Raw genomic sequence first — 12,339 nt, 5'->3', positions numbered from 1 at the left:
GACTGCCGTGCGGCAGCCGGTCAGGGAGCCGTACCGGAGGCCAGGGTGCCGTTGACGTACACCCCGGTCCTCGCGGCGTCGGCGAAGGCCGTGTTCGTGCCCCGGCTGTAGTCGTTCGTCTCGTCGAAGGGCGACCAGTCCGCCTTGTTGAACCGGAGTTGCAGCTCTCCGGTGGAGGCCCCGGGGGCCAGCGTGCCCCTGGTGAACCCGACCTCCAGGTAGTGGTCGGCGCCCGGTGCGGCCGAACCGGCGGCCACCACCCGGTGGGTGACGGTCGCGCAGCCGACGACCGCGTAGTCGCACGCGGTGCCGTACGAGGCCGAGCCGGACTCGCCCGAGAACCAGTAGCGCAGGGTGACCTTGCTCAGGTCCACGGCCGTGGTGCCGGTGTTCACCAGCTGGAGGCCCGGCCTGATCTGGTTGTCCCCGGGGGAGGCGTCGTTGTTCTTGTACTGCGCCTTGAGCGTCCCGGCCGGTCCGCCGCCGCCGGCCGCGGTGGTCGCGGTGACCGCCGCCGAGTCCGCCGAGGCGTTCCCGGCCGCGTCCCGCGCCCTGACCGTGTAGCGGTACGCGGTCGAGGCGCTCAGGCCGGAGTCGGTGAACGAGGTGGTGGCCGAGGAGCCGGCCCTCACCCCGTCGCGGTACACGTCGTAACCGGTGACCCCGGTGTCGTCCGTGGACGCCGTCCAGGACAGCGAGACGGAGCTGCCGGTCGTGCCGGTCACGGCCACGCCCGCCGGCACCGACGGTGCGGTGGTGTCCTCGCCGCCTCCGCCGGACTCGGTGCTCGCCTCGAAGGCGAACCGGTTCATCCCGAGCCCCTGGCCGCCCTGCCAGATCTCGAAGCCGGCCTCGGCGTCGATCAGATAGTGCGCCGGGTCGATCTGCCCCCGGCCGACGCCGTCGTCGATCAGGTCCTTGACGTCGAAGTCGTTCAGCTCGGTGGCGCCGCCCTGGAGGACGTACGAGATCACCTTCCACCCGGAGGCGCCCGGACCGGTCCACACGTCCCAGTTCCGGCCGTCGAGCTGCACCGTCGCGGTGCGCGAACCGATCGGCTGGACACCGCCCCGGTGGTTCATCCAGATCATGACCTCGGTGCCGTCCGGCTGGTCGTCGGTGACCGGTGCCGAGTTGAACCAGATGTCCATCGAGACGTTGTACGCGCCGGACGCCACCTGGGTGGTCGACCAGTCGGTCCGCACACTGCCGAGCCGGTCGACGCGGAGCGGCAGTCCGCTGTCCGTCGTGCACAGCCCCCAGTGGCAGCCCTTGTAGCTGGACGGGTACGTGGCGGGCGCGCCGTTCGTCGGCAGCGAGAACGACGATTCGGTGACCGACCAGGCGCCCGTCTGCGGGTCGACGCTCACGCACTGCCGGGCGTCGGAGTTCCACTCGTTCTGCTGGTAGAGGTACTCCCCGCCCTGGAGCTCGGTGGTGCCCCAGGCGGTGCAGTCGGTGACCGGGGCCGCGGAGGCGGCCGGGGCCCCGGTGAGCATCGACGCGGCGGCCAGGACCAGGGCGGCGGCCGCCCCGGCCAGGGCCGGCAGTCTTCGGTCGGTCACGGCTCGACGCCCCAGGCCAGGGACCCGGCGACATAGGCACCGACCTTGGAGGTGTCCGCGTAGGAAGTGTTGGTGGCCCGGCTGTAGTCGTCGGCCTCGTTGAAGTTCGACCAGTCGCTCTTGTTGAGCCGCAGCTGGATCTCACCCGTGGAGGCTCCGGCGGCCAGCGTGCCCGCCCCTCCGGTGAAGCCGACCTCCAGATAGCGGTCCGCGCCCGCCTTCCCGCCCGACGCGGCGACCACCCTGTGGGTGATGGTGGACGAACCGAGCACCGCGTAGTCGCAGTAGGTCCCGAAGGTGCTCGCGCCGCCGTCCGAGCTGAACCAGTAGCGCAGCTTCACCGTCGACAGGTCGATCGGGGCCGTGCCCGTGTTCAGGAGCTGGAGCCCGAGCCGGATCTGGTTGTCCGTCGCCGAGGAGTCCGTGTTCTTGTACTGGACCTTCACCGCGCCGGTGCCGGTCGAACCGGACTTCGTGGTCGCCGTGACCGCGGCCGACAGCGCGGAGGTGTTGCCGGCCGCGTCCCGCGCGGCCACCGCGTAGCTGTACTCGGTCGACGCGGCGAGCCCGGAGTCGGTGAAGGTGCGTCCGGTGGCGTTCCCGGCCAGCACCCCGTTGCGGTAGACGTCGTAGCCGGTCACCGCGACGTTGTCGGTCGACGCCGACCAGGACAGCGACACGCCGGCGCTCGTCGTCCCGGTCACCGTGAGTCCGGTCGGCGCCGTCGGCGGTTCGGTGTCCCCGCCCGGCTCCCCGCCGCCCTCGACCAGCAGCTCCGCGTAGATCGCGAAGGCCAGCGCGAGCGCCGCCTGCGCCCAGAAGCGGTGGTACGTGAACGTGGGGGCGGCGCCGCCGTCGAGGTACGCCTGCACCTTCGGCCAGTCCGGGTCGTCCTTGTACCAGCTGCGGATGGAGAGGAAGGTCGAACCGGGCGCGATCGGGTCGCCGTTGGGCATCTTCCCGGACCAGCCGGCCGGGATGTAGACCTCGTCCTCGAACCGGTTGTAGTCCTTGCGGGTCTCCGGCACCGAGATGCCCTTGTCGGTGGCGTTGAGCGCCATCGCGTCCAGCAGCGCCTTCGCCAGCGCGGCGGCGTCCTCGTCCCCCGACTTCGCGGCGTAGTACGTCAGCGTCTTTACGTACGCCGCGCCCACGCCGACGTCGTTGGCGTAGTCCACCACCGAGACGTGCAGTCCGGCGTTCTTCCCGGGGCTGGCCGGGTTCCAGGTGTCGGGCTGGCCCGTCCAGTTGAGGGTCGACGGGAAGCGGAAGCTGCCGTCGGAACCCACCGTCGTCTCGGACGAGGCCCAGGCGACCCACTTGGACAGGATGGCCTCGGCACTGGCGTTGCCGGTCTCGTGGTAATAGGCCGCGAGCCGCTCCATGCCCCAGGCCTGGAAGCCGAACCAGTTGTTGCTCGGTGGGTCGTGGTAGACCGGCTGCCAGTCGTAGGCCATCCCGTAGAAGGTGGGGGTGCCGGCCGGAGGCTTGGAGTAGCTGCCCTCCCAGCTGTTGGTGCAGCCGCCCGCGAAGGCGCCCTCGCTCGACTGGAGCCAGGTCAGGAACTCCAGCTGCCGGGTCAGGCTCTTGGACCAGTCGCCCCGGGCCGTGGCGGACTTGGGGGTCAGCGAGGGCACGTTGGACAGCGCCCACGCGGCCAGCGGGTTCTGGTAGCCCTGGTGCGAGGCGCCGTCACCGATGCGCCAGGCCCAGCCGCCGCTGCCGCCCGCGGCCCCGCCCCAGGCGTAGTACCAGGACAGCAGGTAGTGCTGGGAGTCGCGGCCCGAGGCCGCCGGGCAGGACGCCGGGTCGGTGCAGTCGCCGATCCGCTTGAAGTACTTGTCGAACATCGCGTAGCGCAGGTAGTCGCCCATCTTGGCGGCCTTCGCCACCGAGGCCGCGACGTCGCCGGCCTTGCCCTGGGCCGTGGCCCAGCGGTACGCCCAGTAGGCAGCCTGCACCGCGCGGGCGTCGGCGTCCGGCGCGTTGGTGTACTTCCACTGCTTGGCGTAGCTCTTGTCCCCGACGAACAGGTCCAGATAGCCGTTGGTGCCGCCGTACTTGAAGAGGTCGGTGGTGGGCTGCGGGACCGTCTCCCACACCGACTCCTGCGAACCGCGCTGGTAGGTGTTGATGTAGGAGGCACCCGCGCCCGGACCGGCCTCGTCCCCGGTGCCCGGCTTGTTGCCGTACCCGTACACGTTGTCCAGGTCCATCAGCCAGTGCATCCCGTACACGTCCATCGTCCCGTAGGACGCGGCGAGTTCGGTGGCGAGCGGGTCGGAGCCGACCGCGACCGTGCTGTCCAGCGCGGAGGGGTAGCCGCTGGGCAGCGGGTGCTCCGGCGCGTAGGTGGCCGGCGAGGAGGGGTTGTAGGAGCCGGCGGACGCCTGGTCCACGTGCTGGGGGATGATCGTCTTCTCGGCGACCGCCCAGGCCGCGTTGAACGGGGCCCAGTCACCGGTCACCCTGCCGTACGCCGCCTCCAGCCACATCCAGAAGCTGACCGCCTCCGAGGTGGTCTGGTGGCCGTGGTCGGGCGCCTCCACCATCAGGGTCTCGACCGAGTGGTAGGGCAGTCCGTCCGGGCTGAAGTAGCCGTTGGCGGGCGCCTTGATCTTGGCGTACTGGGTGAGGAACGCCTGGGTGTACGGGTCGTCCGCGGCGGCCGCGCGGGCGCCGGTGCCGGCCGTCGGCTTGGAGGCGGGCTCGGCGACGGCGGTGCCCTGGACCATGCCCATGGCGAGCAGACTGCCGCCCAGCGCACTGCTGAACGTTCTCCGTGATATCGACACAAATCCTCCAGTGGCGGGTGTCGGTGGGGGAGGGTGGGGGATGTGAAGGGGGACGGGGGGTGCGCGGAACGCGCGGCGGTGGAGCGGGGAAGCTGAGCGGAGCAGGAGTACGGGGGAGCGGTGCGGGCCGAAGCGGCCCGGCGGTCAGGGCTCGATGCCCCAGACCAGCTCGCCGCCGACGTAGACGGCGACCTTGTCGGCGTCCGCGTAGGTGGTGCCGGTGGAGTGGCTGTAGTCGTCGTTCTCGTCGAAGTTCGACCAGTCCGTCTTGTTCAGACGCAGCTGGATCTCGCCGGTGGAGGCGCCGGGAGCGAGTGATCCGCTGCCGAAGCCGACCTCCAGGTAGTGGTCCGCGCCGGCCTTCGGGGTGCCGGCGGCGGCCACCCGGTGGGTCACGGTGCCGCAGCCGAGGGGCGACCAGTCGCACCACGTGCTGTACGTGGCGGCGCCGCTCTCGGAGCTGAACCAGTAGCGGACCGTCACCTGGGAGAGGGAGACCGCCGTGCCGCCGGTGTTCACGAGTTGGAGGCCGGGCTTGATCTGGTTGTCCTTCGCCGAGGAGTCGTTGCTGCGGTACAGCGCCTTCAGCGTGCCGGGCTCACCGGGTTCCCCGGGGCCCTCGCCGCCGTCGTCCGCGCCGAGCGCGGCGCGCACCGCGGTGAGCGCCGGCTTCGGCCGAAGGTTCTCGTCGTACAGGTTGGCCGCGCCCTCGCCGGGGAACGTGTCCGGCACCCAGGAGTACTTGTCGGTGTAGTCCCAGACGGTGATGCCGACACAGCGCGCCACGGCCAGGCAGGCGTCGACGACCTGCGCGTAGTACGAGGACTGCGAGGCGAGCTTCGTGGCATCGGCGGGCAACTGCATCCGGACATCGAGCTCGGTGACCGCCACATCGAGACCGAGGGCGGCGAACCGCTCCATGTTGGCCCGCATCTGGTACGGGAAGCCGTACTGGACGGCCAGATGCGCCTGCATGCCGATCCCGTCCAGCGGCACACCGTCGGCCAGCAGCTTCTTGGCCAGGGCGTACATGGCGTCGCTCTTCGCGCCGAGCCCCTCGATGTTGTAGTCGTTGAGATACAGCTTGGCGTCCGGGTCCGCGGCGTGCGCGGCGCGCAGGGCGGTGGCGATGTAGTCGCTGCCCAGGGCGGTGTAGAAGGGGCTCGTGCGGTACGTGCCGTCCTCGTTGAACGGCTCGTTCACCACGTCCCAGGCGTTCACCGCGCCCCGGTAGTGCGTGGCCTCGGCGGTGATGTGGTCCGTCATCGCCGTCTCCACCTGGTTCGACGGCAGCGCGCCGACCCAGCCGGGAAGCTGGCTGTGCCAGACGAGGGTGTGGCCGCGCACGGTCTGGCCGTGCTGCCGCGCGAAGTCGGTGATCACATCGCCCTTGGCGAAGTTGAACTGGCCCCGGGCCGGTTCGGTCGTGTCCCACTTCATGGAGTTGCCGGGGGTGATCTGGCCGAACTCGGACCCCAGGGTGGCCGCGTACGCGGCGTCCGGCAGCTCCGGATTGTCGGTGGCGGAACCGAAGTACTTGCCCTGGGCGGCGGCGAGTTCATGCAATGTGCTCTGCTGCGCGGCGGTCGCGGGGCCGCCCGCCAGGGTGGTGGCGAGGGCGAGGGCTCCGGCCAGAAGGGCCGGGAGCCCCACGGCGCGGCCGCGTCGGCGGCGGTTCACCAAGCTCATGACAAACGCCTTCCTCGGCCGGGCAGCACGGAGCATCACGGGGAGCGCGGCAGCGCCTCGTAACGCCCCTTCCGCCGCCCGGTGTTGGGGGAGAAGGGAGGGGAGTGAAGTGTGCAAGTCTTGATTGTGGGAGCGCTCCCAAGGTGGCGTGGTGATGGGCACCTGTCAAGACTTAAATCACAACTGCCTTACAGCCGCGTTAACTCGGCCACACCTCGAACGGTCGGCCCCCCGGCGTCTGCCACAGGCACATGATCCGCCGGAGCGGCCGGCCTTCGGAGTCGCCTGGCGGGGCTGCCCGGCACGCCGCCCGGACCGCGTCCGACGGGTGTGCCGGGGCCCGCGTGGAGCGCCTCCGCGGCCCCCTCGGGCGTCCGGCCGCAGGGCAGTGGTTGGCTACCTTCCGTCACGCCGTACGCGCGACGCCCCGGACGTGACCGCGTGAGGTGCCACCTGCCGTTTTCCGTCCCGTGTCTCGAAATCGCCTGGATGCGAGCCGAAGGGCGAGCTGTGGTCGGTGATCGGAGGGGTCGTCCGGCTGTGTTGCGCGTGGTTTATACCTGTATACGGAGCGTGAGGCGATGATGCTGCCGCCATGGAGGCCCGGAGGCCGCGCCGGGTGCCCGGACAGCGCTTGCGCCGATGCGGCGGGCCGACGCGGGAAAGCGCTCCCCCGACTGTCCCGGGGGGCGGTGGGTGTGTCATGCATCCGTCGGATCGGTGGTGCAGATGTACGGATACGCGCCCGGCCGCGACGGCGCCGTGAAGGTCACCGTTTGCCCCGACTTCACCTCGCCGGTATCGAACGGCGTTTGGTCGGTCCCCGTCACCGCGTGGGCGGACGCGGTTCCCGCCGGGCGGGCGCCGTCGTGTCCCGGGCCGGCCGTCCGGACGCCTCGCGGGCGAGCGTTCCCGCCCCGCCGGCCTACGTCTCGCGGGTCGCGGCCATCCCCATGGTGATCAGCCCGAGCACCACCCAGCCGAACCACAGCCAGCCGTTGCTGCCCAGGGCGACCGTGTACGCGGTGACCGCCACCAGGGCCCCCACGGTGAGTACTCCCATGGTCTTCGTGGATCCCGACATGCGCACACCCTCCTCGGTCCTGCGCGGCCGTGGATGCCATCGTCACCCCGAAGGCGCCTCCGCCGCTACCGTCCGCGGGTCTGCAAGGAGGCGAGATACGCGTTGTAGGCCTGGAGTTCCTGGTCGCCGTCCCGGTCCGCCGCACGGTCCGAACGCTTCGCCGTCCGCTGTTCCGAGCGGTACCACTGGAACACCAGGGCCACCAGCACCAGCACGGACGGGATCTCGCTGAACGCCCAGGCGATGCCGCCCGCCGCGTTCTGGTCGGACAGGACGTCGATGCCGAGCGAGGCCGGGGGGTTCTCGTACGCCTCCACCATGGGCTCGCTCGCCATCATCAGCGCGATCCCGAAGAAGGCGTGGAACGGCATCCCGGCGAAGAGCTCCAGCATCCGCATCAGGTAACCCGGCCGGTGCGGGCCCGGGTCGATGCCCATGATCGGCCAGAAGAAGACCAGCCCCACCGCCAGGAAGTGCACCATCATCGCGATGTGCCCGACCGTCGACCCCATCAGATAGTCGAAGAGAGGGGTGAAGTAGAGCGCGTACAGGCTGGCGATGAAGAGCGGGATGGTGAACACCGGATGCGTGATCACCTTCATGTACCGGCTGTGCAGCAGCTTCAGGAGCAGCTCGCGCGGACCCGTGCCCCCGCGGCGCCCCGCGACCGGCAGGGCGCGCAGCGCGAGCGTCACGGGCGCGCCCAGCAGCAGCAGGATCGGCGACAGCATGCTGATCACCATGTGCTGCACCATGTGCACGCTGAACATGACCATGCCGTAGTCGTTCAGTCCGGTGCACGTCACCAGCGCGACGGTCAGCACCCCGATGACGAAGAACACGGTCCGGTTGACCGGCCACGCGTCCCCGCGTCTGCGCAGCCGCACCACCGCGTACCCGTACAGGGCCACCGCGAGGACGCAACCGATCAGGAAGAACGGGTCCGCGGAGAACTGGAGTCCGCGCCCCAGCGTGAACGGCGGCAGATCCATGTTCATGCCGTGCCCGCTGTGATCCATCTGTTCACTCCCGATGGGGGCGTCCGGACGTCCCCGTTTCGTGCCGGTTGTCCCGACCAGAGTAGAACCGCCCCCGGCCGCGTTCGCGGCCGGGGGCGGTCTCGGGGCGTGGCGTCACTCAGAGCACGCACTCGGCCTCGGAGTAGCGCGCGGCGGGGACCGTCTTCAGGGTCTCCACGGCGGTGGCGAGCGGCACCATCGTGATGTCCGTGCCGCGCAGCGCCGTCATCATGCCGAACTCGCCGCGGTGCGCCGCCTCCACCGCGTGCCAGCCGAAGCGGGTCGCGAGGACCCGGTCGTACGCGGTGGGGGTGCCGCCGCGCTGCACATGGCCCAGGATCACCGGGCGCGCCTCCTTGCCGAGACGCTGCTCCAGCTCGACGGAGAGCTGGGTGGCCACCCCGGCGAACCGCTCGTGCCCGTAGACGTCCGTCACGCCGGACTGGAACTCCATGGAGCCCTCGCGGGGCTTCGCGCCCTCCGCGACCACGACGATCGCGAACTTCTTGCCGGCCGAGAAGCGCCGGCCGACCAGCTCGGTCAGCTCCTCGATGTCGAAGGGGCGCTCGGGGACGACGATGGCGTGCGCACCGGCCGCCATGCCCGAGTGCAGTGCTATCCAGCCGGTGTGCCGGCCCATGACCTCGACGATCATGACGCGCTGGTGCGATTCGGCGGTGGTCTTCAGCCGGTCCAGCGCCTCGGTGGCCACGCCCACCGCGGTGTCGAAACCGAAGGTCACGTCCGTGGACGCGATGTCATTGTCGATCGTCTTCGGCACGCCCACGATCGGCAGGCCCGCCTCCGACAGCAGATTGGCTGCCTTCAGCGTGCCCTCGCCGCCGATCGGGATGATCGCGTCGAGGCCGAGGTCGGCGACGTGGCCCCGGGCCGTCTCGACACCGCCGCGCAGATGCGCGGGCTGGACCCGGGAGGAGCCGAGGATCGTGCCGCCGCGGGCCAGGATGCCGCCGACCGCGTCCAGGTCGAGCTTGCGGTAGTCGCATTCGAGGAGGCCCCGCCAGCCGTCGTGGAAGCCGATGACCTCGTCGCCGTGGTCGACCACAGCACGGTGGACGACGGAACGGATGACGGCATTGAGGCCGGGGCAGTCGCCGCCGGAGGTGAGCACACCAATTCGCATTGCCCGGGAAACCTTTGCAACGTGGGCCGACGACCGGACCACGTCGTCCGGTTGGATCCCCGCCACCCTACCGGCGCAGGGTGGCGGGACCGAACCGGGCGTCCGCCTGCTGGACTCCGCTCAGCTGAGCGAAAAGTGCCTCATCAGGCGGGCTGTGTGGCGGCGGCGATCCGCTCGGCGCGCAGCGCCTCGTACCACCGGTCGTCGGTCGGCGGGAGCGCGTTCACATCGAGCGCCAGCTTCAGCAGCAGGTCCGCGATGAGCGGGTTGCGCGCCATCACCGGACCGTGCATGTACGTACCGAAGACGGTGTCGTTGTACGCGCCCTCGGTGCCGTCGCCCGTGCCGTTGCCCCGGCCGAACCGGACCTGGGCGAACGGCCGTGCCGTCGGCCCGAGATGGGTGACGCCCTGGTGGTTCTCGAACCCGGTCAGCGGCGGCAGGCCCAGGTGCGGGTCGATGTCCGCGAGTACGTCCCCGACGCACCGCGCGCCCTCGCCCCGGGTGGAGACCACGTCGAGCAGCCCGAGCCCCTGCTCGCGTTCACCGAGGTCGTTGATGAACTCGTGGCCGAGGATCTGGTAACCGGCGCAGACCGAGAAGATGATCGCGCCGTTGGCCGCGGCCCGGCTGAGTCCGCCGTCGCGGCGCAGCCGCTCCGCCGCCAGCCGCTGCGGACGGTCCTCGCCGCCGCCGATCAGATAGATGTCGCCGGACGTGGGGACCGGCTGGTCGCTGCGCACGTCGACGCGCGACACGTCGAGGCCGCGCTGCCGGGCCCGGCGCTCGACCACGAGGGCGTTGCCCTGGTCGCCGTAGGTGCTCAGCAGGTCCGGGTAGACCCACACCAGGCGCAGGCTGTTGTTGCTCATGCTTCGTCCTCTCCGCGTGCGGCCGGGGTCAGTTGCCGACACGACGGCGCAGATCCTGGAAGGCGGTGTAGTTGGCGATGACCTCGATGCGTCCCGGCGGTGCCTGCTGGACGGCCTCGTCGAGGTTCTCGCAGACCCGGAAGGTCAGATTCGCGACCTCCAGCCGGACCGCCAGGTCCAGCTTGCGGTCGCCCAGCACGAAGATCGGGTGGCCCGCGAGCTGGGTGTAGTCCACGTCCCACAGCCACGAGGTGTCCGTACCGTCGGCGCCCCGGGCGTTGACGGAGAGGATCACCGGGGTGGGCGGCGGATCGATCAGGGAGAACGTCTCCAGCCAGCCCGCCGGGTTCTTCGCCAGCAGCAGCCTCAGCTCACGGCCGAGGAAGCTCACCACGTCGTAGCGGCCGGCCACGGCCTGCACCTGGTACATCCGCTCCAGGGCGACCTGCGGCGGCACACCGAAGACGGCGGCCACGGCGGCGGAACTGGTGGCGTTCGCCTTGTTCGCCCGGCCGGGCAGCTGCAGGTGGATGGGCCAGGCCGAACCGTGCGGGTCCAGGACGTGGTCGCCGTGCAGCACCCAGCTCGGCGGCGGCCGGCGGAATCCGCACGCGCCGCAGAACCAGTCGTCGCCGGGGCGCTGCATGACACCGCCGCACGAGGGGCAGGACCAGGCGTCGTCCTTCCACGCCTGGCCGGCCGCGACCCAGACCACGTTGGGCGAGGAGGAGGCCGCCCAGACGATCAGCGGGTCGTCCGCGTTGGCGACGATCACCGCCTTGGAACCGGACAGACCCTCCCGCCACTTCTCGGCCAGCATCCGGGTCTCGGCGGCCCGGTCCAGCTGGTCGCGGGAGAGGTTCAGCAGCGCGATCACCTTGGGAGTCGTGTCCCGGGCCACGCCGGCGAGGTACTTCTCGTCGACCTCGATCACGCCGTACTGCGCGTCCGAGCCGCCGGCCAGGGCCGAGGTGATGCCCGCCGGCATGTTGGCGCCCAGGGCGTTGGACACCACCGGGCCCGCGGCCCGCAGCGCCTCGGCGATCAGCCGCGTGGTCGTCGTCTTGCCGTTCGTCGCCGACACGAGGACCACATCCAGGTGCTGCGCCAGCCGCCCGAGCAGGTCGGGGTCGAGCTTGAGCGCCACCCGGCCGCCGATCACCGATCCGCTGCCCCGACCGGCCGCCCGCGACACCGCCGCAGCGGCCTTGCCCGCCGTCACGGCCAGCTTGGCCCGCGGCGACAACGGCTCCGTGTTGCCTGCCATCGTCCTAGATCCTCCTTGCATCGGTCCGCACCCAGCCTATCGATGTCCAGTGCGAGTGCGGCACGGCGGCACCGCACCGAATTCCGTGCCCCCGCGCGCCGCCCGGTCCGGACCCGGCCCTGAACCCCCTCGTCCGGTAAAGATCCAGGTCAGAGCAGAGTAAGCGACGAGTGGTGCCACCCGGCGGCAATCGCGCCCCGGGAACGGTGTGGCCGCCACCGGACCACAAGCTCCGGCGCGCGCCCCGCCCGCGGCGGCCCGGTCCGGCCGGCGCGGCCGCCGCCGGCGGGTGGACCCGGCGCCCGGACCCCCGCGGGCGCCCCGAGCCCCGGAACGTACGATGACGGCCATGCGCAAGCGCCCCATCCCCGGCAGTTCCGGCGCCGTCCGGGCCATGAGCCTGTTCGGCGACCCGGTGCTCCATGCCGTCTGCGAGCCCGTGACGGACTTCGGCCCCGAACTCGCCCGGCTGGTCGAGGACATGTTCGCGACCATGTACGCGGCACAGGGCGTGGGCCTCGCCGCCAACCAGGTCGGGGTGGGGCTCCGGGTCTTCGTCTTCGACTGCCCCGACGACGAGGACGTGCGCCATCTCGGGCACGTGGTCAATCCGGTGCTGGTCGAGGCGGACGGGGTGACCGTGCGGGGACCGGAAGGCTGCCTCTCGCTTCCGGGCATCGAGGCGGGCACCCCGCGCTTCGACCACGCGGTCGTCGAGGGGGTCGACGTCCGGGGGGAGCCGGTGCGGATCGCCGGGACCGGTTTCTTCGCACGCTGCCTGCAGCACGAGTGCGACCACCTCGACGGCACGGTCTACACCGACCGCCTCACCGGTCTGCGCCGGGCGCGGGCGCTGCGCGCGGCCCGCCGGGCACCGTGGGGCCGCGCCCGCTGACCGGGCGCG

The 12,339-nt window shown here is 71.2% G+C and carries 8 protein-coding genes and 2 pseudogenes; 1 reads left to right on the top strand and 9 read right to left on the bottom strand.

All coding sequences use genetic code 11. From position 1 onward, the window contains the following. Positions 1-20: 20 nt before the first annotated feature. The 9 genes and pseudogenes from ACWCXC_RS05205 to ACWCXC_RS05165 all read right to left on the bottom strand — a co-directional run. Positions 21-779 (bottom strand): annotated as a pseudogene (locus ACWCXC_RS05205) (cellulose binding domain-containing protein); the annotation flags it as partial. A 30-nt stretch (positions 780-809) separates the two neighbouring features. Continuing rightward, positions 810-1,499, bottom strand: a pseudogene (locus ACWCXC_RS05200) (GH12 family glycosyl hydrolase domain-containing protein); the annotation flags it as partial. Positions 1,500-1,561: 62 nt separating this feature from the next. Continuing rightward, positions 1,562-4,315 carry a glycoside hydrolase family 48 protein gene (locus ACWCXC_RS05195; RefSeq protein ID WP_450680103.1) on the bottom strand — a complete coding sequence of 918 codons (2,754 nt, stop codon included), beginning with the start codon at positions 4,313-4,315 and terminating at the stop codon, positions 1,562-1,564. A gap of 189 nt (positions 4,316-4,504) precedes the next feature. Further along, positions 4,505-6,049 (bottom strand): endo-1,4-beta-xylanase, encoded by a 1,545-nt coding sequence (locus tag ACWCXC_RS05190; protein ID WP_450680084.1) that lies wholly within the window; start codon positions 6,047-6,049, stop codon positions 4,505-4,507. Positions 6,050-6,974: 925 nt separating this feature from the next. Then, complete coding sequence (locus ACWCXC_RS05185) at positions 6,975-7,133, bottom strand: hypothetical protein (RefSeq protein ID WP_383637312.1); 159 nt, start codon at positions 7,131-7,133, stop codon at positions 6,975-6,977. 65 nt (positions 7,134-7,198) lie between these two features. Next, positions 7,199-8,152, bottom strand: a complete 954-nt coding sequence (locus tag ACWCXC_RS05180; protein ID WP_450680085.1) for a cytochrome c oxidase assembly protein — start codon at positions 8,150-8,152, stop codon at positions 7,199-7,201. Between the two features lie 118 nt (positions 8,153-8,270). Then, complete coding sequence (locus ACWCXC_RS05175; RefSeq protein ID WP_450680086.1) at positions 8,271-9,296, bottom strand: 6-phosphofructokinase; 1,026 nt, start codon at positions 9,294-9,296, stop codon at positions 8,271-8,273. 143 nt (positions 9,297-9,439) lie between these two features. Continuing rightward, positions 9,440-10,168, bottom strand: coding sequence for a type 1 glutamine amidotransferase (locus tag ACWCXC_RS05170; RefSeq protein WP_450680087.1), 729 nt, complete (start codon positions 10,166-10,168; stop codon positions 9,440-9,442). A gap of 28 nt (positions 10,169-10,196) precedes the next feature. Beyond that, the gene (locus tag ACWCXC_RS05165; protein ID WP_450680088.1) at positions 10,197-11,435 is read right to left on the bottom strand and encodes a MurT ligase domain-containing protein; all 1,239 of its coding nucleotides are present in this window, start codon (positions 11,433-11,435) and stop codon (positions 10,197-10,199) included. A gap of 340 nt (positions 11,436-11,775) precedes the next feature. Here ACWCXC_RS05165 and def point away from each other — a divergent pair, with 340 nt between their 5' ends. After that, entirely contained in the window at positions 11,776-12,330 is a 555-nt protein-coding gene (def, locus tag ACWCXC_RS05160; RefSeq protein ID WP_450886697.1) for a peptide deformylase, read from the top strand. Positions 12,331-12,339: the final 9 nt, after the last annotated feature.

This window comes from Streptomyces sp. NPDC001515 (genome assembly GCF_053597115.1).
The sequence above is the reverse complement of the archived record's forward strand: the minus strand, read 5'-3'. Positions and strand labels throughout refer to the sequence as shown.

Excerpts from the sequence above, each read along its gene's own strand:
- ACWCXC_RS05190 (WP_450680084.1), bottom strand. The coding sequence starts at position 6,049 with ATGAGCTTGGTGAACCGCCGCCGACGCGGCCGCGCCGTGGGGCTCCCG.
- ACWCXC_RS05175 (WP_450680086.1), bottom strand. The coding sequence starts at position 9,296 with ATGCGAATTGGTGTGCTCACCTCCGGCGGCGACTGCCCCGGCCTCAAT.
- def (WP_450886697.1), top strand. The coding sequence starts at position 11,776 with ATGACGGCCATGCGCAAGCGCCCCATCCCCGGCAGTTCCGGCGCCGTC.
- ACWCXC_RS05185 (WP_383637312.1), bottom strand. The coding sequence starts at position 7,133 with ATGTCGGGATCCACGAAGACCATGGGAGTACTCACCGTGGGGGCCCTG.
- ACWCXC_RS05180 (WP_450680085.1), bottom strand. The coding sequence starts at position 8,152 with ATGGATCACAGCGGGCACGGCATGAACATGGATCTGCCGCCGTTCACG.
- ACWCXC_RS05165 (WP_450680088.1), bottom strand. The coding sequence starts at position 11,435 with ATGGCAGGCAACACGGAGCCGTTGTCGCCGCGGGCCAAGCTGGCCGTG.
- ACWCXC_RS05170 (WP_450680087.1), bottom strand. The coding sequence starts at position 10,168 with ATGAGCAACAACAGCCTGCGCCTGGTGTGGGTCTACCCGGACCTGCTG.